This is a genomic window from Bacillus sp. TL12 (genome assembly GCF_022625245.1).
Classification (GTDB): Bacteria; Bacillota; Bacilli; order Bacillales; family Bacillaceae_G; genus Bacillus_A.
The window spans coordinates 122,771-145,949 of sequence record NZ_JAJJBY010000007.1 but is presented as its reverse complement, the minus strand read 5'-3'; the positions used below and the strand labels follow the sequence as shown (position 1 = coordinate 145,949).

Genomic DNA, 23,179 nt, shown 5'->3' with positions numbered 1-23,179 from the left:
TTTAGGGGAGAAGGGAAATAGATGGGGATACATCTTCACTGATAACTGCCTTTTTATGTATTGCAATGTATAATTGAAAAAGTAAGTGTGGAACATATTGGAGAAAGTGGAGAATTAATAATAGAATTTGAAGTGGGACTTCCAAAATAAAAAGGAGATACAAATTTGTATCTCCTTTTTATTGATTTTTCATATATATGTGTTAAAATGGAAAAACGCTCATTGTTTATTCTGGATATAAAAACTATATAATTATCCAATTTAATTATAACAAATGATTCGCTTGTTTGTCAAACTTTTAGTTGAAAATTTTTATTGTATCAAACAATGAGCATGAGAACGATTAGTTGATAAGGAGTGGCGATATGGAGAAAACAGGTCAAGAGTGGAAGCTGGAGCAACATCGTGTGGAAAAAGTCATTGGAAAGATTGGGAAACAGATTGATACGTTAGAACAATCTATAAGTGCAGTAACAAAAGATGTTGTCCAAATTCGAAAACATTTTTGGGACGATGTAACTGTGAATGTTGATAATACAGAAGAGGCAATAGAGACGGCAGCAAGTATTAAACAACAAGCTGAGTTATTATCTGAACGAGAGCAAAGTCATCGCCATGCTTATAATCAACGAAAAGGATTACAGAGATTACAGCAATCACCATACTTTGGAAGGATAGACTTTTTAGAAGATGGTGAACAAAGCGTGGACGCCATTTATCTTGGAATCCATTCGTTTTATGACGAAAATACAGAACAGTTTCTTGTTTATGATTGGCGGGCTCCTATATCCAGCTTGTATTATGACTATTCGGTAGGAAGAGCAAAATACGTGGCACTGAATGATACGATTTCGGGTGAAATGACATTAAAAAGACAATATGTAATTCGGAATGGCCAAATTATAAGTATGTTTGATACAGGTGTAACGATTGGTGATACATTGTTGCAAGAAGTATTAGGAAATAACGCAAATACACAAATGAAAAGCATTGTTTCAACAATTCAGAAGGAACAGAATCAAATTATACGGGATGAAAAAAGTCGGTTGCTCGTTGTGCAAGGAGCTGCGGGAAGCGGTAAAACATCGGCAGCACTTCAGCGCGTCGCCTATTTATTGTATCGATATCGGAATTCTTTACATGCTGATCAAATCGTTCTTTTTTCTCCAAACTCAATGTTTAATAGTTATGTTTCCACGGTACTACCAGAACTTGGTGAAGACAATATGAAGCAAACGACATTCCAAGAATATTTAGCACGTCATATTGATAAGAAGTTTGAACTAGAAGATCCATTTACACAGATGGAATATGTATTGACAAGAATGGAAGAGAAAAGCTATGAAACACGATTAGAAGGAATCAAGTATAAAGCAAGCACTGATTTTCTTGAAGTAGTAGATCAGTATGTATCTTATTTACAACGAGAAGGTATGTTATTTAAAGATATAAAATTTAGAGGGGAAGTATTAATCTCTAAAGAACAAATGAAAGAAAAGTTTTATGAATTTGATTCTTCAATCCGAATTCCAAATCGAATCAAATTAATTTCTGAGTGGTTATTAAAAGAGTTAAGAAAACAAGAAAAAATAGCGAGAAAAGAGTTGTGGGTGGAAGAAGAAATACAGCTATTAGATAAAGAAACATATGCGAAAGTGTATCATCAATTGCAAAGAGAAGAAGAACATTCAAATGGTACATTTGATGATTTTGAGCGGGAACAGAAGATGCTAGCAGCGATTGTTGTAAAAGAGCATTTTAAACCGCTTAAAAGACGTGTAAAAAAATTACAATTTATTCATACACCAGCACTTTATATGCAGTTATTTAAAGATCCGCAGTTTGCTAAACAACTTGTAGAAGAAAATAAATTACCGCAAAGATGGAACGAAATATGTAAGGAAACAATAGAAAAAATACAAAATTCTTACATGTCATATGAAGATGCAACACCTTATTTATATTTAAAAGATCAACTGGAAGAATTGCAAAAAAATACATCTGTGCAGCACATATTTATTGATGAAGCGCAAGATTATTCTGCATTTCAATATGCATTTTTGAAACGAATATTTCCGCATACAAAAATGACGATACTAGGTGATTTTAATCAGACTATTTACGAACACGCGTCAGAGAATGAATTTTCACAGTTAAGTACGTTGTACGGAGAAGAGTCGAGTGAAAGAATTGTTCTTACACGTAGTTATCGCTCCACAAAACAAATCATTGAATTTGCAAAGCAGTTAATTACGAATGGTGATGAAATTGAACCGTTTCAGCGTGATGGGAAACAACCGATTGTAATAGAGGTGAAAAATCAAGAGGAGCATCATAAAAAGATTGTAGATCAAATCGAACAGTTGAAGCAAAGTGGTCACAAGACAATTGCGGTTATTTGTAAAACAGCGGAAGAAAGTGAAGAAGCTTATCTTGCACTACAAAGATCATTACAAGTTCGTCTCATTAAGAAAGAAACCAGTTCGTTTGATACAGGTGTTTTGATTATCCCATCATATTTATCGAAAGGGGTAGAATTTGATGCGGTTATCATCTATGATGTATCAAAGAAAAAATATGGCAGAGAAAGTGAACGGAAATTATTTTATACTGCATGTACGCGCTCGATGCATGAGTTATATATGTATTCTGTAGGGGAGATGAATGTATTCTTACAGTCAGTTCATGTAACTAAAACACATTCATCTGCTGCGGAATAAGACTAGGGTGATGAATTAATTTCTTCTTTTGCTAACGGGTGCGTTTCTACAATAAGTAGAGACGCATTTTTCTTATTGTGCCATCGGGCAGGTTAATTGAAAAAGCCTTTTATAATAGTAGTTCAATCTTTTCTTTTAAAAGCCAAAATAGCGAACATACTTTGGATGAAGTTTCTGGAGCCCAGCACAAAGCACAAAAAACTCGCCAAAAACGGACGAGTTTTTTGTGTTAGAACAACTATTTGCGAAATAGATATTTTCTATAATAACCTTTAACACCAAACTATGATTCTATAGGGTGTGGTTTGGGCTGGGATACTTTTTGTGGCAGGTCCATAGATAACAATTAGATTTCGGTTCGTAGGGTTTCTTGAGTAGGGTTGCCCATTTGTTAATACTATTTGGGTATATGGAGATATATTTAATCGTAATCGTCCATCACTACTTATCAGTTGACTATCAAAATAATCTACTTTTACATTCTGATAAGGGCTATCTTTTACCATTACAAGTGCTCGGTATTGTGGTGGGTAAATAAGAGGAACAGGTGCATTCCCATCATAGTATCCAGTCACTTTATCTCCTACTGATACCACTACATGGTCTACAAAGTAAGTTGTGGGTGAAACGACGAAATTTACTATATTCCCTAATCCGTTTTCTACAGACATTAATTTATAGCAGCCTTCTCCTTCGGCATTTTGCCCTACAATGAAATCATTAATCATGGTGACGGTCCCATGAAAAGAATTAAAATTTATCATTTTTATACCTCCATTGATTTAAGGTAGGCGGTGTACCAATAATCTCCCGAAAACAGTAAGTAATTACTTTGTGTACAATATGTAGGTCAAAACCTATATGACTGTGTGGATGCCCATAAGAGGTTAGGAAAATGTGATATATAGCGAGAGTAAGAGCTCAATTGTTCCATAAAACCAGGTAAGAGCTAACAATTTTGTAAGGTTTACAGGAGTGATTATTAAGAAATAGCTATTTTATAGATAAATACACATTTATGAGAGAACAAGTTTATAGGTCAATGACTAAAGAATATGCTGATGTGAGATTAAAAAGAAAAGGAGTGCATTTTATGTATCCTAGTCATATACCTCTGTATTACAACAATCCATATGGTCAGGAAGCTTATTTATCTTCAACTCCATTCCAAGAGGAGAATTATTACCATGTAACCCTTGATGAAAGACAAATTCCGTTTGTACCACCTGGTCAAGGTTCAGTGGCTGGACCGCCAACTTCACCACCGCCATCATTTGTTCCCCCACAACAAGTAGAAGCATATGCAGTTGATCCAGGCGGTATTGCAAGATGTTTATTCAGATACACGTATGTATGGCTGAGAGGCTTTCAGCAATTTTGGTTTTATCCAATATTTGTTGGTCGAAACTCTGTCTCAGGGTACATTTGGACTGGATTTAGATGGGTTTATTCTGGAATAAGCTTACGACAAATTCAATCGTTTATTTGCTATTAGTTGGTGTAGAAGTATGCCAAATAATACACAGCAATCAAATATTTAGCTAACAGGTACGATGCTTTAAAATAAGGCATCGTCTATTTTTGATGTAATTAACAAAACACATTGTGAAGAATTGTGCTTAAAGTAACAGATGCTCTAGTTCAAGAAGACGTACAAAAGGAGCAAAAAAATTGGTTCTTCTCGGTTTTTTCTTTTTAAAGAAAACGTCTCTTTTTTTGTAGAACGTACGTTTGTGTTGGTGTATAATGATCTTATCAAATAAAAGGAGGTGAGAACAGGTGAAGAAAGCGTATTTTTCGAAACGGATCTACAAGATAGATTTACCGCGTGAAATGGTAGATGCATTGGCAGAGACAATCGAAACATTTAATCAGGCAAAACGCTTTGCGTTTCAAACGATTGTTCGTGAAAAACGTTGGAACCGTAAGTTGTATACGGACAGTCTTCATCTCGTTCTCAAGCGGAACTATCAATTGAATGATTATTATGCAAACAGTGCGGCGCAAGAAGCAAAGGCGTTGTTTACAGGTTTAATGGCGTTACAAAAACTGTATGAGAAGCAAACGCAAGAGAAGCTTAAGAAGCTTAAGAAAAAGTTGAAACAAGAACGGACAAAACTAACAAATCTTCGCAAAATCAAACAAAGTTGTGTGAAAGGAACGCTGACGTTTCCGAAAAACACCCGCTTCGCGAAGCACAACAACCTCATCTCCTTATCCCGTAAAAAAGACACCTTAATTTGGCGGAGTGAATATCTGTTTGAACACCAATACTTAGATGTTCAAATCAAAAGAATTCAGGCGAAAATCGGTCATCTCACTCACAGACAATCCCGTTTAACGCAAAAACTTTTATCCGATCAAACGTATATTCCAAGCGCAGTATTTGGAAGCAAAAAACTGTTTCGCTCGCAATTTACCATCCGCGAGTTTGTACGTAACCATGACAAATGGAAAATATTATTTTCCCGTGCTCGAAATAAACAACTGATCCTATCTGGACGGAAAGATGCCAAACATGGCAATTTTGTATTTCAGTATGTGCCCGAGACAAAAGAATTATGGATGACGACAAGTTCCGGGAAAACATTTATGTTTCCAGCTGTTACGTTCCCGTATGGGCAAGAAATGATTGAAGAAGTAATCACAACCCAATTACAGTGTAAGAATAAGAAAAAGTATGGCAAACCGATTGCATGGTCTGTGGAAGACTATGGTTCCTATTATATTGTGAAATGTTTAGTCGATGTACCGGAAAATCCACACACGAATTACAGTACATCAGATGGTGTCATCGGTGTAGATTGTAATCTTGAACATTTTGCTTGGGCACATGTAACAAAGGATGGAAATTATAAAGGAAGTGGTTCCCTTCGTTTTTCTATCATGGGTAAATCTGCAGGACAAATCACAAAAATCATCGAAGTGGAAGCGATTTGCTTGGTGGACTTAGCGGAACGGTATAACAAGCCGATTGTCATCGAGAAGTTAGATACAACCCAATCGAAAACAGGGACTCGATATGGAAATAAACATGCGAATCGAATGAGGAGTATGTTTGCGTATGTGAAGATGACAAGTGCAATTCTGAATCGTGCAAATAAAAGGGGCGTGGCTGTCTTTCAAGTGAATCCCGCTTACACTTCAATCTCCGGAAAGATGAAATACATGCGGAAATTCGGTATCTCTATTCATCAATCCGCAGCTTTTACGATTGGTCGCCGGGGATTAGGGTATAAAGAAAAAGTACCTCGGGTGCTTTAGCCTTATATTCCAAAGAAAGACGCACATCACTGGAGTCATTGGTATCAATTAAACAATCAATTGGATATTCGCACGCATCATTTTTATCAGCTATACGATGTAGATCAACCGAAAGAAGTCTTACAAATCGAACGGTTACACTTGTTTGAAAATGAAAAGAAAAAACTAGGAAAACGATTTGCATGATAAAAAGAACACTTTGTCCCAGATTTTTACGCTTATTACCAGAGCAGATAATAAGTCTAGGAACTGGATGCATGACAAAGTGTTCTAGCCTCGATATAAGAAAAAGTAGCGGTACCTATTTTGTTTGCTTTTCGTCGGAAGATAGAATGGGTCGTCTTACATTACATATAGACACTACCGAACTCTATATCGTTGTATCCTCTTTGTTGAACGAGAGGAACTGTTTTTGTGAGGACAGAGACAGGAGAATCTCCCACCTCAAGCTCGTGTGGAGGTAGGCGGGGGTAGTTCAATAAGTTTCTTTCCTTTGTAAGTCTTAGTACAAAACCCCTTGCTTTTTGATAAAAGTAAGGGGTTTGTATTGAATCATATATTATGAAAATAACCAATTGAAAATAGTATATAGACCAATACAAGTAGAAATAAAGATTGCCACTATTATAGAAATACATCCAAAGTGAACGAAGTTATCCTTCCAATTTTCTTCAGGTCCTTGGACAATTTGTTCGACTACACGACTTTGTATAGTAGGGTTATTATATTGTAAGGAAAGGTTATTAATTATCGCAGAATCACCTTTAAATTTCAGAGCTCTTACAATCTCATTGGGACTATTGCCCATCGATTTTTCAAATTGTTGGCATGCTTGAAGCATTTCAGGTGTTTTGTTTTCTTCAAGATACCAATAGCGTCCGGCCATTGTTGGATATTGCAGGCGGAAATAAATATCGCCTAATTTTTTTCGAAGTGAAAGGTCTTCAGGGTAAGCCTGAATTAAGCCATGAAGTCGATCTCTAGCTTTTCCTAAGTCATGATTTTCGATATCTTTTTCAATTCTGATTAATGTTTTTTCTTTCAAAGAGGCTCCTTTCTTTATTATTCATTTATTTTGCTATACTCAATAAAGCGCCAATCGCCCCGCTAAAACCATGATCTTGTAAGAAAATAGGTTTTTTATTTTGGTACACAGTATAGCTACCTATAATTTCTTGTAGGTGTGTATTATTGGATAGTGTAGATCCAATATAAACGATATGATCTAGATTTTTTGTTTCTGCAAACTGAAGGCTAAGCGCAGTGACTACTTCGCCAACAAGACCTTGAAGAGTAGCGAGTAAATCGGAGTGGTTACCATCAGATTCATGGATAGCGGCTTTTCCAAAATTGCTAGCTGTTAAAGTATTATCAATAGGAGATAGAATTCCACTATAAATATCTCCAACGGTTATATCGAGATTTTGCCGTGATCCTAGTTTTGCGTGCTTGATGACTTCTTCAAAACGATCGACATTTGTTAATAGTTTTGCTAATCCCATGATCGTTCCTCCACCAACACCAGTTCCACCAGCACGAGTATAACTTTTATTATGGACATAGTTAATGGATGTTCCTGTGCCGATATTTGTTAAAACAAAGTTATGAATAGAATGATTTTGTTTGCTAATGAGATAATGAACACCTGCAAGCGTAGCTTCGAATTCTGGGAGGGACTCTATCTGATATTCTCCTGAAAATAATGTGTGTAATTGCTCAGCTTTACCACCAGTTATAGATAATTTACGAATATATGTATTGCTATGTAACCAATTTTTAATCTTATTTTGTTCGTGGGAGTAAAATTTTTCAAAATGTAGTGTATTGTCTTCATTAAAAAAAGCGATTTTTGTTAATGTTCCTCCAGCATCAATACCAACGGCGCTCTTCATTTTTGTACCCCTTATCATTGTATAATTATAAGAAATAAATATATATCATTGACTCTTTATTTACTGATGTAAACTAATAACTTCTCAACTATAACAATTGGTTCACCATTTACAGAGGCGATTCCTTTTCCGAGAATAAACCCTCGTTTATTCCGCAAAACTTCATATTGTAAATCTAGCTTATCACCAGGTATAGCAGTGCCATTAAATGTTACACCGTCTAATGAGGAGAGAAATCCTAATCCGTTCGACTCACTTGTTCCTACGAATGCTCCAAGCTGTGCAAGTGCCTCTACAATTAGCATGTGAGGCATATTGTTTTGATTCTCATTTATAAACCATTCATTACTTGTGATTAATTTATATCCTTTCACTGATTTTCCGTCTTCAATTTCTGTGATTCTATCAATCATTAAAAATGGGTAGCGATGAGGAAGTGTATCGGTAATATTTATCGTATTTATAAAGACCTCCAATTTTAAATGATAAATCCCCAACTTACAGGAAGCAGGGGATTTATCATTAATTTTCGACTAAAGCTTCTGTTTTTTCTTGAGAGAAAATACCGCTATTTTTAATATTTTCAACAACTTGTTGTAATGCTTTTTTATCTTGAACAAGTGCGATACGAACGAATCCTTCACCATGTGGCCCGAATGCGTGACCAGGAGTTACAACGACATTTGCACGATCCATTAATGCATAAGCAAATTGTAATGAAGTCCAACCCTTTGGTATTTCAGCCCATATGAACATACTACCAGCTGGTTTATCGACGTGCCATCCGAAAGAAGCAAATCCGTCCACTAAAGTATCTCTGCGTTCTTGGTAAACGATGCGGTTTTTGGCGCAGAAATCAGCGCCTTGACGCAAAGCAACTGATGCTGCTTTTTGAATTGGCAAGAATACGCCGTAATCTGTATTTGATTTAAATTGCGCTAGTGCACCTACAATTTCTTCATTTCCAATCATATAACCAATGCGACTACCTGCTAGGCTATAGCTTTTGGATAAGGAATTAATTTCCACGCCAACTTCTTTTGCTCCAGGAACAGATAAGAAACTGATTGGTTTTTTTCCATCGTAATAAAATTCAGCATAGGCAAAATCGTGTACAACAATAATATGATGCTGTTTTGCGAATGCAATTACTTCTTTGAAGAAATCTTCATGTGCCATTGCTGGAACTGGATTTCCAGGGAAGTTTAATATCATCATTTTTGCTTGTGTGGCAATTTCCTCAGGAATATCTTGTAAATTAGGTAAAAAGTCATTTTCCTTCTTTAAAGGCATGAAATAAGGTTTTGCGCCTGCCATTTGAATGCCAGTTTCATAGGCTGTATAACCAGGGTCAGGTACTAAAATAAGATCGCCTGGGTTTGCAAAAACCATAGGTAAGTGAACAAGTCCATCTTGAGAACCCATCAATAATAAAACTTCATTGTTTGGATCTAATGTAACATCGTGATTGTTATCGTAATATTCAGTTACTGATTCGTGAAATTCTTGAATACCTGTTAATGTATAACCATAACTTTCTTTTCTATTTGCTGTATGTACCATAGCGTCTTTTACAATATCAGCAGGAGGCATATCGGGATTGCCAATACTTAAATCGATCATTTGATGACCTGCTGCAATTTTTTCTTTTTTATAAGCTGCTAATTCACTAAATATAGAAGATTGAAATGCTTTCATTCTAGTTGCTAATGTGTAAGTCATGAAACTCCCCCTATAAAAAACTGCTAGTATTATATTTGTTTTTATAATTCTGAAAAAAACAAACGTATTACCATTTTACCACTTTTTCATGAAAATATAAATTCATGTCTTAAATTAAAAGTTCACTTACTTAATTTTTATGTAGGAATTGAGGTGCTGAAGAAATTTTTAAAATAGCAAATGTTCATATGTACATCGCGTGATTTTGCCTTTAGTAAAAAAATGTGTAACTAAACTTACAAACTAGGAAAGAATATGAATTGTAAATCGAAAAAAGGAGAGATAAACATGAAACAAATTCCAATTGGTGTATCAAATCGGCATATCCATGTGACAAACGAAGATTTAGAAAAACTTTTTGGGGAAGGGTATGAGCTAACGGTTGCAAAAGAACTTTCACAACCAGGAGAATTTGCAGCAAAAGAAACAGTAACGATTCAGACTGAAAAGGCGGAAATCTCGAAAGTCCGTATTCTTGGTCCTATCCGGAAGTTTACACAGGTTGAAATTTCAAAAACAGATGCACGTAAGTTAGGAGTAGATGCTCCGATTCGAGCATCAGGCAATATTGATGGAACACCAGGGATTACTCTCATTGGTCCAAAGGGATCTTTAAAAATTGAAAAAGGTGTAATCATCGCTGAGCGTCATATCCATATGACGTCTCAAGATGCTGAGGAATTTCAAGTAAAAGATGGACAATATGTAAGTGTTAAAGTAGAAGGAGACAGAGGATTGGTTTTTAATCAAGTATTAATTCGTGTAAAAGATACGTACGCATTAGATATGCATATTGATACCGATGAAGCCAATAGCGGGAATGTAACAACCGGAGACTTAGGTCAACTCTTACAATAAAGGAAAAATCCATCTCAATGTTGAGATGGATTTTACATGTTCGATACTTGAGAAGCATTTTTACTTGCTTGTTTTTGTTTTGATAGAGACATAACAATAATAAGTAACGAAATCACACCAAAGATAAGAACCATATATTGTAACCCGATTGTATCTAGGAAAAAACCTGTTCCAAGTAAGACAATTTGGAACATAACTCTTTCAAACATATTACGGAATGAGAACAACCGGCCGTGGTAACTTTTTTCAACTTTTGTTTGGAAGATTGTCGACATAATCGGGAAGAAACAGCCAACACTAAATCCAAACAGACCAAACGATGTAAGTGCCATCCATTTTACATCACTAAAGAATAGTGAGAGGTGCGCAACAGCAGTACAAAAGGCGAAGAAATAAAGTAATTTTTCTGGTGGGAAATGCTCGGATAAACGTTTAATAACGAAGGCTCCTAACATAAATGCTATCCCTTCAATTGTATAAATAAATCCCTTTATTGTAGGATCATGTTGCATTTCGCTAATATTAATTACCATTAAATTGAAACCTGCGATAAATAAAAGGGGGATAATGCTTAAAATAAGTGCACGGAATGCTACTGGGATCCCTTTTAATATCCTGAATACTTCCATAAAACTATTATCTTTCGCTGCTTTGTTACTTGATATATTTGATTTTCGATCCTCAAATTGTAGGAAAAAAGTCGAAAGGAATAATAAAGCGTAGGCAGCCATTGAAAATGCGTACATATACTGTAAGCTCATCACTACAAGAAGAACACCGCCTAGGGAGGTTCCAGCAATACGAGCAATTGTTCCGATATTCATATGTACACCGTTCATCTGTAATAATTCATGCTCACGAACGATAAGTGGGATCACAGACTGCAAAGCAGGGAAATAAAAGGCCGCCGAAATTTGAATGGCGATCATAAATGCAATCATAAAGGCGATACTCTCATATTGAATAGCGAAGAACATAAAAATCACACTGATAACACGGCCAAAGCCTGCGTAAAGGAGAACCTTCTTTTTTTCATATTGATCAATTACTCGTCCTGCCATAGGTCCAACTAGAACACCTGCTAATAATCCAATAAATAAAATGACTGATTTCATAAAATCAGAAGGTACATACTTCTGCATAAATTCTAGATTGCCAAGAATCCCAAGCCACAAACCGAGTCCGGCAATAAATTCACCGATAAGAACAATCCAGACATTTCTATTACGCCACATAACAAAACCTCTCCGTCTTATAAATTAGGAAAAATCGTATATAAATCCTCCTTGTCATTCCTAAATGTTAATCATTATTTTTTAGAGTCAGAGTCTATATTACGTGTTTGATAATCAAAGTTCAATCTTTTTGATTTAGATAAAAATTTGCTTTTGTAGGGTTAAAAACAAATTTTACACATTGGAAAGTAAATGGGGATAAATTTAAAATGTATGAGGGGAGGCGAGTTGATGATACAACAATTTTTCAAGAAATTGCTTGATCAGTTTTTACAGGAACAAGAAGAGGAAATAATAGAAAAACTTTGTTTTTGGGTTGTCTATTATTACATAACAGCCCCTAAATATATTGTGAATTCTAGTGGTGTTTTGGTACATATGAATCAAACACACGAAGATTATACGTATCATACAATTGAAGATTTTTTACGGGAGTATAGTGGGGGAATGAGAGGGGCGTTCTATGTAGGGAGTGAAATATATCATATGAAATTTGAAGAAATGATTAGAGAAAAGTGCCGTGAAATGATTTATGCATATTACTTTCCTCATTTTATTAATAGACGCTCGTTATTATGTAAAGAATTGCTTAGAGAAATAGGAGTGAATAAAACAGAAATGGAATTTAGGAGTTTCTATACATTGATTTTGAATCACTGTGTAGAGGCAAAGGAATGGATGGATGAGTATGAAGAAAATATGGTAAACAAAGTATTCATATTGTCGCTTCCTTGTACCGTGCAAGTATATCGTACAAATGTATGTGAATATATAAAACGAGAAAAAAGTGAGAATAGAATGGAAGTCTTGGTCCATTGAATATCGAAGGAATAAAGGGAAATTTCTTTGTGAAAGATTTCTTCAGAATGTAGTTAAAAGAGGATATTTATATATTCTTGCTGAAAAGAATATGTAAATATATGTAGAAAGAAGATGATCCAGAATGAGTAATGAAGAACTTATAAAGACTCAGTTTGGTAGTAATGCTGAAAAGTATGTTAAAAGTCAAATTCATGCAAAAGGATCAGATTTACAATATTTAGTTCAGCAAGTGCAAAATCATAAAAACACTCGTCTTCTTGATATCGCTACAGGTGGTGGACATGTAGCGAATACGCTAGCGCCATTATTCAAAAGTGTAGTCGCTCTTGATTTAACGGAACAAATGTTGGAGAAAGCAAAAGAATTCATTCATGCTAATGGGCATGATCATGTTTCATTTGTAGCTGGAAATGCAGAGGATTTACCATTTTCTAATGAATCGTTTGATACAATTGTGTGTCGTATTGCAGCGCATCATTTCTCAAATCCTTCACAATTTATTTTTGAAGTACATCGCACGTTAGAAGAAAAGGGACTTTTTATCTTAATTGATAACGTTTCACCAGAAAATCAAGAATATGATACATTTTATAATTTTATGGAAAAGAAACGTGATCCGAGTCATCAAAGGGCACTGAAAAAAAACGAATGGATTTCATTATTAGAAAAGCAAGGTTTACAAATGCAATCATGTCTCACATTTGAGAAACAATTTAATTTTGAGTGGTGGTGCAATATGATGAATATGCCACAACAAACGCGATCAAAGTTAACAGACTGTATGATGAAAACTTCAAATGAAATGAAGGAGTTTTTCAAAATTCATATTGAACAAAATAAAGTAGAATCGTTTTATACTGAGATGGCACTCTTTGTTTGCCAAAAAAGTTCAACTTTAAAAAGATAATTATCTTGCAGTCTTTCCCGAGTACGTTATACTTATTACAGAGAAAACGAGAATTAAGGAGTAGTCATCATGATTCGTGTACGTATCGAGGGAACTGAAAAAGAGATTGTTGAATTTTTGGAGAACATGCCTGAAATTCCTGGATTTGAAAAGACACATGTTAGGGAGCCCAGAAAAGGAAACAATCCAAAGTATGATACGAGTAAGAATGTATTAGCATATTTGTCGTATAAAAAGGTGGAAGCTGCTGTTCACAAATAATAAAATTGTTTCATTATAGAAGGCAAAACGACACAAGAGACAGTGTCGTTTTTTCTATTCATGTATAATAGAAATGTAAAAAGTTTTTTGATTAACAGAGGTGAGCTTTTTAGTAAAAATCGTATTTCGAATATTTAGACCGTCTTGATATAAGTTATATATCTATACAGAAAGATAATTTAATAAATTGATTTTTGTTTAGAAATACATAGGTTGAATTAGCACACAAAGGGTCTGCTTTTGTGTGCCTATTTATCCCGCATTAACGGGTAGTAAGACTCCCATCTCAAAATTCAGCAAAAGCAAAGAAGTTAGGTGAGAGATCAACTGCCCGTAAAAGCCCGATTGGTGAGTGCTAATAATCAATGGGGGATGAAGAAAACCCCCACTGATTAAAGTTTCACTTTATGGTAAAGAGAGAATGCATTCCTGGAATATCTAATTGTTACATTCGTCTTTCGACCAGTTATCGTGTGAAAATGACCGATTATCGAAAATCCATTTACAGTAACTTAAATAGCTTTTATATTTAGAGCGAGTGAAAGGGAAGTGGTGAAGTGAAGTTTGAAGTGTCGATTGATCCATCTTATAAAGAACCGAAAATTATCATTCTAACGGATAAAATGACAGATGAGATATCTGATATTATGAAGCGGCTGTCGGAGACTCATATGGATTCGTTAGCTGTGTTTTCAGAAAGAGGTGTTGAGATTATTGAATGCAAAGATATCATGAGAATCTATACAGAGAAACAGAAGGTATTTCTCCAAACTGCTGCTGGTATTTATACCGTTCGCTCAAGATTATATGAACTGGAAGAGAAACTAAATAGTCAATTTTTCGTTCGTATTTCAAATTCAGAGATTGTTAACATTAAAATGATTACGAATATGGATATTAGCATGACAGGAACAATTGGCGTGTCATTAACAGGGAATATCAAAACGTATGCTTCTCGACGCTATGTTTCAAAAATTAAGAAACTGTTTGGAATATGAGGTGAAATTGTCATGAAAAATTTACTTAGTCGAGTTGTTGGTGGTTTTGTTATCGGTGTGATTATTGGACAAATTGTGCAACTCCTTATTTCGCTCACATTAGGTCAAGGAGAATATATGCCAGTTGTTGATCAGTTTCGTTCTTTATTTGCAAGTGAGATGTACGCTGTTATGGTACAAATACTGTTAACAGGGATTATTGGGGTCACATTTGCTACAAGTGCGCTAGTTTTTGACATAGTGAAGTGGAGTCTACTAAAACAATACATCGTTCATTTTTGTATAACAGTACTAGTATGGGTGCCGATTGTAACGTTACTTTGGATGCCAAAAACAACTAAAGGCACACTGATTTTTTTTATTAGTTTTTTAGGTACATATCTCATCACATGGGCTATTCAATACATGATTTCAAAAAATGATATTAAACAAATTAATGCTGCGATTCAATCAAGGAAATTTGAAGGAAGAAGTGATGAATAATGGCCATTGATATAAAAAATCTAACGAAAAAATTTAAAGAGCGCACAGCTGTCGACGATCTTTCACTGACGATTAAGACGGGTGAGTTTTTTTCACTTTTAGGACAAAATGCTGCCGGAAAAACAACAACTATTAAAATGCTTAGTTGCTTACTTACACCTACAAGTGGTGATGCCTTGATGTTAGGAGATAGTATCGTCAAAAAGCCTACGGCAGTAAAAGAAAAAATAAACATTTCACCACAAGAAACTGCGGTAGCTCCGAATCTTTCTGTAAAAGAAAATCTAGAATTTATCGCGAGTATCTATGGAAGCAATAAGCAAGAGGCTAAGCAAAAAGCGGTGGAAATGATGACAAAGTTTGGACTTTCAAATCGAGCGAAAAATAAAGCAAAAACATTATCGGGTGGGATGCAGCGCCGGTTAAGCATTGCGATGGCACTTATTTCATCTCCCAAAATCATTTTTTTAGATGAGCCAACACTTGGTCTGGATATCCGTGCTAGATATGATCTATGGAAGACGCTACTTGAATTAAAGGGGAAAATCACGATTATTTTAACCACACACTATCTAGAAGAAGTAGAAGCACTTGCTGATTGCGTCGGCATTATGCATGGTGGTAAATTGCATGCACTTGGAACGATTAATGAATTAAAAGAAAATACGGGACAATCATCTTTAGAAGGTATTTTCCTTTCATTAACTGAAGAGGGGGACGGACTATGAGATGCTTAGCATTTGCTTCGCGCAATCGTAAGGAGATTTTACGAGATCCTCTTACACTTCTTTTTGGGATTGTACTGCCGGTTATTATTATGTGTCTTTTTTCAATCATGCAGAAAAATATGCCTTTTGACCTTTATAATATAGAAAACTTAACGCCAGGTGTAATCGTTTTTAGTTTTTCTTTTATAACGTTATTTTCAGGGATGCTGATTGGTAAGGATAAGAGCAGTTCGTTTTTAATGCGGATTTTTGCTTCCCCTATGTCTGCGTCTGATTATATTAATGGGTACGCTCTTCCACTGCTACCGGTTGCAATTCTTCAAATAGTTATTTGCTTTATTTCAGCATTTTTCTTAGGCTTATCTTTTAATACGAATGTGCTAGTTGCCGCTTTTATACTCATTATCATTGCAATGCTTTATATTGGATTTGGCCTACTACTTGGAACGCATTTTACAGATAAGCAAGTTGGCGGGATTTTTGCAATTTTCGTCAATCTTACAACATGGTTAAGTGGCACTTGGTTTAAGCTAGATATGATTGGGGGTACGTTTAAAACAATCGGTTATGCATTGCCATTTGTTCATGCGGTTGATGCTACGCGATTTGCTTTAACTGGTGAGTACAGTAATCTTGTCGTACCTTTAGTATGGATAATTGGCTATACGATTATTATTCTCGTAATTGCTGTGTGGGGATTTAAGAGAAAAATGAAAAGTTAAATAAAGTAATAAAATATAAACAATTTTATACTCTCTATATTGCCACTAATAAATAGGTGGTTTTTTCTTTTAAACTGTTTCACCACCTTGTCTTTTCCACATAATAATAATAGTAGAATATGGCGAGGAGGGTGAGAGGAGTAAATAAAAAAATAATCTTTTTTGGAGACTTTGGTATCGATGATGCGGTTGCTTTAATTTATGCTGATAAAACATGTAATATTGATATCCTAGGGGTTGTAGCAGATTATGGTAATGTATCAAGAGAAAGTGTAATTGAAAACGTTTATTTTTTAGAGAAATACTATGCTACGAAGGTAAAAATAATAAAAGGAGCAAGTCGGCCAATGACGGCGGAAGATCCTTTGTTTTTTCCAGAAATCCATGGAGATCACGGTTTGGGATCAATTATTCCACCGAAAATGAGAGGGCCGGAAAGAGAAAACTTTTGCGAAGTCATTAAGCTTATTGAACAATGTCCAGAAGATATTATTATTGTGGCGACAGGACGTTTAACTTCACTTGCGACACTATTTCTTTTGTATCCAGATGTAATGGACCAAGTATGTTCTTATTATATAATGGGCGGTGCATTTTTATTTCCAGGTAATGTTACTCCTGTTTCAGAAGCTAACTTTTATGGTGATCCCATTGCGACTAATATTGTCATGAAATATGCCAAGAATGTTAGTGTATATCCGTTAAATGTAACGCAGCGAGCACTTATTACTCCTCAAATGGTAAATATTATTCATCAAAAGGGAACAGAGCAAGCAAAACTAATTAAGCCAATGATTGATTTTTATTATGAGAACTTTTATAAAAAAGAATGCCCTGGAATTGGTGGAAGTCCGATTCATGATTTATTACCATTTATCTCATTAATCAATGATAGTATCTTTGAATATAAGAAGTCTGCTATATGGATAAGTACAACAAATGATGAAACTAGAGGACAAAGTGTAGCTGATTTTAGAAAAATTGCTAAACTGAAAAAATTTAACAATAGACCTGTACAAAGGATTGCTGTTGATTTTAATTATCAAGCGTTTAAAAGAGAATTTATGAAAACAATGTTGAAACCGGATTGTTCATAGAAAATAGAGCTACCAGATCGTTGATGAATAATCTGGAATTTATTTTGAATAGGTAAAAACTGTAGGAGTTCAATCGTATAAAAGGAACTACGTGGAATTTAAAGTATAACCTATCAAAGAAAGTAACATAACTAATGATAAGCAATAATTTATAGTTATTATTTTTCTATTTTGTAAAATGAAGGAGGTAATGATATGGCGTTTATATGGTCTTTAATTGTCGGAGGTATTTTAGGGTGGCTAGCAAGTTTAATTGTTGGTAAAGATATACCTGGTGGTGTAATTGGAAATATTATTGCTGGAATTATCGGTTCTTGGCTTGGAACATCGTTATTGGGGACGTTTGGACCGGTTATTGGAGGGTATGCAATTATTCCAGCGTTAATTGGTGCCATTGCTTTAATTTTCATTGTTAGCCTATTACTCCGTGCATTGCGAAAGTGAAATTAGGTGGATCGCTGAAAATTGTCAGCGATCCATTTTTGTATTATTTGTCCTAATCTGTTATGCTACTGATATACAATCAGGAGGTAGGAGGTGTCAGCATTGAAATCATTTACAGTAAACTTTCATCAAGAAGACAATGCAAAAGCAACAACAGTACATAAGTTAAGTGAAGAGGATTTTAATAAAGCAACAGAGAATGGTACTCGTCATCTATTTGATTTAGATACAAATGTCGGTTTCTTTGTATTCTTTGATGCAGAAGATGCAGAAGGAAACGAGCAATACTTAATGTTGCAATATGAAGGAGATCATGAAGAGCCAAGTGCTTGCTACGGATTTGATTTGAAATTATTCTATCAATTTTTAGCGCTGTACTTAAATGACCTTGAATTCCAAGGTGAAACAGATGAAGAAGAGGAAGAAAATGGTCCGATTCATCATTTAGCACACTTACTTTACCATATCGTTGAAGATGGAAAAAGTATTGAAGTATAACTACATATTTGGAGCTGCCCTTTAATAGGGCAGCTTTTTTAATTATTACAATACAGCATATTTTTGACGATATTGTTTAGGTGTGGTATCAGTGAATTTCTTGAAAATTCTTGTGAAATAACTTTGATCATTAAAGTTAAGCCAAGTACAGATTTCGGATAAAGGATATGTAGTCAAAGTTAATAATTTTTTAGCTTCTTCTACCCGTTCTCTTTGAACGTACTCACTTAAAGGGTTTGATATATTAAATGACATATATATTGTATGTCAATTGCTTTATTCATTATACCCCTCCTTTAAAGTGAGAAAAATAGTTATCTAACCCAGTAAAAAATTCCCATCATATATTCAGTATAACAAATAAAAAGATATGTTTTAAGGAAGAAAGTAAGAATAAAAAATGCATATACCATATAAAGATAAATAAAATCATGATGGGGATGAGCTAATAATCAGTAGTGCATAGAGCCATCTCCCTCAGTTAACTTTTCATTATATGAAGGATTAAATTGATTCAGGAGAGAAGTGGGATATAAGTTGAAGGATTTTTCAGATGTAAAAGGATATGGATTTACGTTGAAATGTAGTGTGATGGATTATAATTTAGGAGGATGCAAGTATGAAAGCTTGTATGAAACTGATAATGCGCTTTCTTGTATTAACATGTATGCTAGCGCTAACAGCTTGCAAGGATTCTGATGAACAGAAATCAACTACGCAAACACCTGAGAAGAATTCTGAAGTGGAACCGGATTCTTCTGCTGATTCAGTTGAAAAGAAAAATGAAAAACCTTCTTTAAATCCATCCAAGGATTCAGGGAGTTCATCAACAGATTCTAAACCAAAGCCCAATCCACCTAATTCATCTATAGATCCTAAAATAAGTAATCAAATTAAAAATATATTAGAACAAGCTAAACAAGGAAAAGTACCAAATGTTGCATTTGCTGCACATACAGGTGATATTGAAGACGTTGAAAAGGTATGGGGGAAAGCTGATAAAACTGAACCAGCAGGTAAAGGGATGCATTCTACTTATACAAGTAAAAAGGTTGTTATTGGGTTTAATAAAGGATCTTAAATTTTTGATGTTCGTTCCAACCATTCAGACCTTCACACAATTACTTTACAGGACATTGAAAAAGTTTTAGGGAAACCGATGTCAGTTAAAGTAAATGGCAATGACAAAATATATATTTATAAAGTGAATGACCAATTTGAACTGAAGTTTGTTATACCGAGTTCTACTGGAAAAGTCAATCATATTTCTGTATTCTCTCCAGGGGATAGTATTAATAATATGGCTGGTTAGCCAAGGGAAGAAGAAAGAGCTGTCTTTATAAAGACAGCTCTTTTGCTTTGTTACGTTCTACGGAAGAAACAAAATAAGTTTGTATGATTCCACCAATGATTAATAAGCAGGCACAAATATAAAATAGGGTACTGCCGTTTACATGACCTAATATCATTGCTCCAATAACTGGACCGCATGTTCGAGAAATGTCCCAGTGTATCCCGTAAATAGAAAAATACAATCCACGCATATGACTTGGTGCGATTCCTGAAACAAAACGGAGTAAATGATTTAAAGCAATGCTTTCCCCAATTGTAAGGAAAAGTAATGTAAAGAAGAGTGACCATAATGTTGTGGAATAACCATAACCGATGGCTGCCAATGTATAAAAAATATATGAAATAACGATTATTTTTGGCATGGAAAATCGTTCAGACCATTTGACGAGACCGACTTGTAGCAGGATTTCCATAATTGCTCTACAAGTTGAAATGAATGCGAGCACGAATAAGAAATTCGGAAATATATTCTCTGCAAATACACGATAATTCGTTTCAGTTTGCGCATAGAAAAAGCTAATCGGAAGAGTAGATATCATAAGTCCAAATACAGCATAATGCTTAAAAATAAATTCTTTCCTTGTTGTGACTTGTGCTGATTTTTGAGCTGTTTGAATGTTCGGTGCTGTTTCGGGAAGCTGCGTCCATACGAGAATGGCATATAGCAGGAGAGTCACAGCTTGAATCATAAATAAGTATTCAGGGTGACTATCATAAATAAAGGCGCTAATGAACGGACCAATTACAGCTCCGACTGCTCCCACTGATTGAAGAACAGCAAATATTTCTGCTTGTTGCTCTGGCGCAGTTAAGTCTGCAATTTGAGCACGCTGAGCAGGAATATATAAGGAGCGGCCGATACCATTTAGTACATATAGCAAAGTGAAAAAGGGTACTGATGCAGCAAAAACAAATCCGCCTATTGCAATTGCTTGGATGAATAATCCAAGTAACATAATTTTCTTTCTGCCATAGCGATCTGTTACACCTCCAGCAATGATTGTGAACACAATATCAGAAAGAGGTTGCAAGCCAAAGAGAAGCATCGTCAAGATGACATTTCCTTCTAAAGCTTTATTCACATGTACAATAAAAATTATCGCTAACATCGCCTCAGTTGTTCTTGTTAACAATTCACCTAGTAGTCGAATCCAAATCGGTTTACTATAACGTTTTATAAGATGATTCATTCTTTATTTCCTCCTTTCTATATGGAAATCTTAAGATAGAAGCAAGGAATGAAAAAGGGTAGAATGAAAGAGTGGGATTTTTCACCTTTTAGGGGGATGAATATGGTTATTCTAGATCAGTACGTTCAGCTTTGGATCCGGTATGGAAAAGGGATACCAGAGGGAGAAAAAATAGAAATAACATTACAAAATATATCTGAAACATTGTTTTGTACGGATAGAAACAGTAAATTTATTATAAAAAAATTAGAAGAGCTAGGATGGGTTTGTTGGTCTCCAGGACGCGGGAGAGGGAATCGATCAAAGGTATCGTTTCAAAAAGATCCAACTTCCTTAATTTTAGAAAAGGGGAAAGAAATAACGAAACAGGGGGATGTAAAGGGCGGAAAAGAATTTGTTGAACAATATATGGAGTATTTTCCAATGTTGCAAAAACAATTCCAAACTTGGATAAATTCAATATTTGGTTATCAAATTGAAATGACGAATCAAGGTAGACAAGATGTACTTCGTTTACAAGTTGAAATGCGTCCGAAGATTCTTTTGGATCCTATATATGCTACAATGCGTTCAGAATGTCATATGGTGAAACATGTTTACGACACGCTTGTATATGCGAACGAGAGTACCAATGTAATAGAGCCGAGACTTGCGTTTCATTGGGAGTATAATGACGACCAAAAAATGTGGACTTTTTATTTGCGTAAAGGTGTGCAATTTCATAACGGTAAACGTTTCACAGCTCATGATGTTGCCTACTCATTCAATAGATTTATGAATACGGAGGATAATCCGTACTTGTGGATGTTGCAACATGTTGGAAGAATCCATATCGTAAATGAACATATTGTGGAGGTTTACTTACATACAGAAAATAAGTTGTTATTACATATTTTAGGTACAGAACAGTGTTCTATTGTAACGGAAGATGAAGAAGGGAATGTAAGTGGAACAGGGCCATTTAAACTACGTGAAAATAACGATTCTATCTTTGTATTAGAAGCACATAATTCATACTTTCGTGAACGCCCCTTTCTTGATCGAATTGAACTTTGGAATGTACCGAAAAGTACGGATGAGTATGACGTTTCAATGAAAGCTGAGCATAAAGAGATAGAGAACCCTCATAAAGAACTTTCTAAAATGGAATCTAACGTAACGTATGTTACGTTAAATACTAAAAAACAAGGACCTTTGCAAAATAGTACATTTAGGCAAGCATTATATAGAATAATTCATAGTAATAAAATAATAGACGAGTTAGAGGGAGAACGCGGTGAGGGAGCAGATGAATTATTACTAGGAAATCGTGCAACTTGGAGCATAAATGAGGATGTGGACACTCTTCTACAAAAGGGCGAATATAGTGGCGAAGTATTATACTTGTATACGTTTAAAGAACAAGATCATGTGGAAGATTCTAAGTGGATTCAAAAAGAATGTGCAAAGTACGGAATTACAATTGAAATACATTTTCTTGATGCACTGGAATTATTACGAGTGGAAACAATGGAACAAGCGGATTTAATTCATGATAGTGCGACAATTAGTGAACAAATAGAACTAAGTTTTCTACAAATGTTTCTTGCGAAAAATAGTTTTATAAATCAGCATAGCTCTCTAGACTTTTATGAACAATTACATGCGTACTTTATTGAACCTAATTTAGAAAATCGAATGGCATTGTTACGCGATATGGAGGACACATTGTTACGTAACATTCATATTATTCCTTTATATCATAATAAACAACACATAAGTACACATGAAAAAGTACAAAATATAAGAATTAACTCTCAAGGCTGGATTGATTTTTATAATATATGGTTTAAACCTTGATATAAAAGGGCTCTTTCGGTATTTAATGGAGTACGAAAGGGCCTTTTTGTATGGAATAAAAGTTTGACTTTGAACATTGTTACGCATATTTTTATAAACGTCCACTCACAATGTAACAGTGTTATGTTACATTAATATTAGGAAGG

21 protein-coding genes and 3 pseudogenes are annotated in these 23,179 nt (G+C 34.9%); 16 read left to right on the top strand and 8 right to left on the bottom strand.

The annotated features are described in order from the left end of the window. Positions 1 to 365: 365 nt before the first annotated feature. The gene (helD, locus tag LOK41_RS09315) at positions 366 to 2,720 is read left to right on the top strand and encodes an RNA polymerase recycling motor HelD (protein WP_241816215.1); all 2,355 of its coding nucleotides are present in this window, start codon (positions 366 to 368) and stop codon (positions 2,718 to 2,720) included. 272 nt (positions 2,721 to 2,992) lie between these two features. Here helD and LOK41_RS09310 read toward each other — a convergent pair whose 3' ends face one another. Then, positions 2,993 to 3,484: a hypothetical protein gene (locus LOK41_RS09310; protein ID WP_241816214.1), complete on the bottom strand. Its 492-nt coding sequence runs from the start codon at positions 3,482 to 3,484 to the stop codon at positions 2,993 to 2,995. A gap of 329 nt (positions 3,485 to 3,813) precedes the next feature. On the opposite strand from LOK41_RS09310, the gene LOK41_RS09305 reads away from it, so the two are divergent. Next, complete coding sequence (locus LOK41_RS09305) at positions 3,814 to 4,215, top strand: hypothetical protein (RefSeq protein ID WP_241816213.1); 402 nt, start codon at positions 3,814 to 3,816, stop codon at positions 4,213 to 4,215. A gap of 284 nt (positions 4,216 to 4,499) precedes the next feature. After that, a pseudogene (locus LOK41_RS09300) lies at positions 4,500 to 6,170 on the top strand (IS200/IS605 family accessory protein TnpB-related protein). 373 nt (positions 6,171 to 6,543) lie between these two features. Here LOK41_RS09300 and LOK41_RS09295 read toward each other — a convergent pair. From LOK41_RS09295 to LOK41_RS09280, 4 genes are all read right to left on the bottom strand, one after another. Then, positions 6,544 to 7,029 (bottom strand): DUF6584 family protein, encoded by a 486-nt coding sequence (locus tag LOK41_RS09295; protein WP_241816211.1) that lies wholly within the window; start codon positions 7,027 to 7,029, stop codon positions 6,544 to 6,546. Between the two features lie 25 nt (positions 7,030 to 7,054). Next, positions 7,055 to 7,876 (bottom strand): type II pantothenate kinase, encoded by an 822-nt coding sequence (gene coaW / locus LOK41_RS09290; RefSeq protein ID WP_241816210.1) that lies wholly within the window; start codon positions 7,874 to 7,876, stop codon positions 7,055 to 7,057. A gap of 56 nt (positions 7,877 to 7,932) precedes the next feature. Continuing rightward, the gene (locus LOK41_RS09285; RefSeq protein WP_241816269.1) at positions 7,933 to 8,331 is read right to left on the bottom strand and encodes a 3-hydroxyacyl-ACP dehydratase FabZ family protein; all 399 of its coding nucleotides are present in this window, start codon (positions 8,329 to 8,331) and stop codon (positions 7,933 to 7,935) included. A 67-nt stretch (positions 8,332 to 8,398) separates the two neighbouring features. Then, positions 8,399 to 9,598: an LL-diaminopimelate aminotransferase gene (locus LOK41_RS09280; protein ID WP_241816209.1), complete on the bottom strand. Its 1,200-nt coding sequence runs from the start codon at positions 9,596 to 9,598 to the stop codon at positions 8,399 to 8,401. 288 nt (positions 9,599 to 9,886) lie between these two features. Here LOK41_RS09280 and pduL point away from each other — a divergent pair, with 288 nt between their 5' ends. Continuing rightward, positions 9,887 to 10,456 (top strand): phosphate propanoyltransferase, encoded by a 570-nt coding sequence (pduL, locus tag LOK41_RS09275; protein WP_174100542.1) that lies wholly within the window; start codon positions 9,887 to 9,889, stop codon positions 10,454 to 10,456. A 32-nt stretch (positions 10,457 to 10,488) separates the two neighbouring features. Here the strand turns inward: pduL and LOK41_RS09270 are convergent, their stop codons facing one another. Beyond that, positions 10,489 to 11,691: an MFS transporter gene (locus tag LOK41_RS09270; RefSeq protein ID WP_241816208.1), complete on the bottom strand. Its 1,203-nt coding sequence runs from the start codon at positions 11,689 to 11,691 to the stop codon at positions 10,489 to 10,491. A gap of 231 nt (positions 11,692 to 11,922) precedes the next feature. Between LOK41_RS09270 and LOK41_RS09265 the strand changes: the two genes are divergently transcribed. From LOK41_RS09265 to LOK41_RS09220, 10 genes are all read left to right on the top strand, one after another. After that, positions 11,923 to 12,510, top strand: coding sequence for a hypothetical protein (locus tag LOK41_RS09265; RefSeq protein WP_241816207.1), 588 nt, complete (start codon positions 11,923 to 11,925; stop codon positions 12,508 to 12,510). Positions 12,511 to 12,634: 124 nt separating this feature from the next. Then, the gene (locus LOK41_RS09260) at positions 12,635 to 13,420 is read left to right on the top strand and encodes a class I SAM-dependent methyltransferase (protein ID WP_241816206.1); all 786 of its coding nucleotides are present in this window, start codon (positions 12,635 to 12,637) and stop codon (positions 13,418 to 13,420) included. A 69-nt stretch (positions 13,421 to 13,489) separates the two neighbouring features. Next, on the top strand, positions 13,490 to 13,681 hold the full coding sequence (locus LOK41_RS09255) for a YvzF family protein (RefSeq protein ID WP_241816205.1): 192 nt from the start codon (positions 13,490 to 13,492) through the stop codon (positions 13,679 to 13,681). A 557-nt stretch (positions 13,682 to 14,238) separates the two neighbouring features. Beyond that, positions 14,239 to 14,679, top strand: coding sequence for a LytTR family DNA-binding domain-containing protein (locus tag LOK41_RS09250; RefSeq protein ID WP_241816204.1), 441 nt, complete (start codon positions 14,239 to 14,241; stop codon positions 14,677 to 14,679). 12 nt (positions 14,680 to 14,691) lie between these two features. After that, positions 14,692 to 15,162 (top strand): DUF3021 domain-containing protein, encoded by a 471-nt coding sequence (locus LOK41_RS09245; protein WP_241816203.1) that lies wholly within the window; start codon positions 14,692 to 14,694, stop codon positions 15,160 to 15,162. Then, a complete protein-coding gene (locus LOK41_RS09240) occupies positions 15,162 to 15,890 on the top strand; it encodes an ABC transporter ATP-binding protein (RefSeq protein WP_241816202.1) in 729 nt (242 codons plus the stop codon). Before LOK41_RS09245 ends, LOK41_RS09240 begins: the two co-directional genes overlap by 1 nt. Further along, positions 15,887 to 16,612 (top strand): ABC transporter permease, encoded by a 726-nt coding sequence (locus LOK41_RS09235; protein ID WP_241816201.1) that lies wholly within the window; start codon positions 15,887 to 15,889, stop codon positions 16,610 to 16,612. The genes LOK41_RS09240 and LOK41_RS09235 overlap by 4 nt, the downstream gene beginning before the upstream one ends. A gap of 131 nt (positions 16,613 to 16,743) precedes the next feature. Beyond that, on the top strand, positions 16,744 to 17,709 hold the full coding sequence (locus tag LOK41_RS09230; protein ID WP_241816200.1) for a nucleoside hydrolase: 966 nt from the start codon (positions 16,744 to 16,746) through the stop codon (positions 17,707 to 17,709). 195 nt (positions 17,710 to 17,904) lie between these two features. Further along, positions 17,905 to 18,153: a GlsB/YeaQ/YmgE family stress response membrane protein gene (locus LOK41_RS09225; RefSeq protein WP_241816199.1), complete on the top strand. Its 249-nt coding sequence runs from the start codon at positions 17,905 to 17,907 to the stop codon at positions 18,151 to 18,153. 102 nt (positions 18,154 to 18,255) lie between these two features. Then, entirely contained in the window at positions 18,256 to 18,651 is a 396-nt protein-coding gene (locus LOK41_RS09220) for a cytosolic protein (RefSeq protein ID WP_174100535.1), read from the top strand. A 45-nt stretch (positions 18,652 to 18,696) separates the two neighbouring features. Here the strand turns inward: LOK41_RS09220 and LOK41_RS09215 are convergent. After that, positions 18,697 to 18,885 (bottom strand): annotated as a pseudogene (locus tag LOK41_RS09215) (helix-turn-helix domain-containing protein); the annotation flags it as partial. 385 nt (positions 18,886 to 19,270) lie between these two features. Between LOK41_RS09215 and LOK41_RS09210 the strand changes: the two are divergent. After that, positions 19,271 to 19,963 (top strand): annotated as a pseudogene (locus LOK41_RS09210) (YjgB family protein). A 25-nt stretch (positions 19,964 to 19,988) separates the two neighbouring features. Here the strand turns inward: LOK41_RS09210 and LOK41_RS09205 are convergent. After that, a complete protein-coding gene (locus LOK41_RS09205) occupies positions 19,989 to 21,194 on the bottom strand; it encodes an MDR family MFS transporter (protein WP_241816198.1) in 1,206 nt (401 codons plus the stop codon). A 48-nt stretch (positions 21,195 to 21,242) separates the two neighbouring features. Between LOK41_RS09205 and LOK41_RS09200 the strand changes: the two genes are divergently transcribed. Then, on the top strand, positions 21,243 to 23,033 hold the full coding sequence (locus LOK41_RS09200; RefSeq protein ID WP_241816197.1) for an ABC transporter substrate-binding protein: 1,791 nt from the start codon (positions 21,243 to 21,245) through the stop codon (positions 23,031 to 23,033). The last annotated feature ends 146 nt before the right edge of the window (positions 23,034 to 23,179 follow it).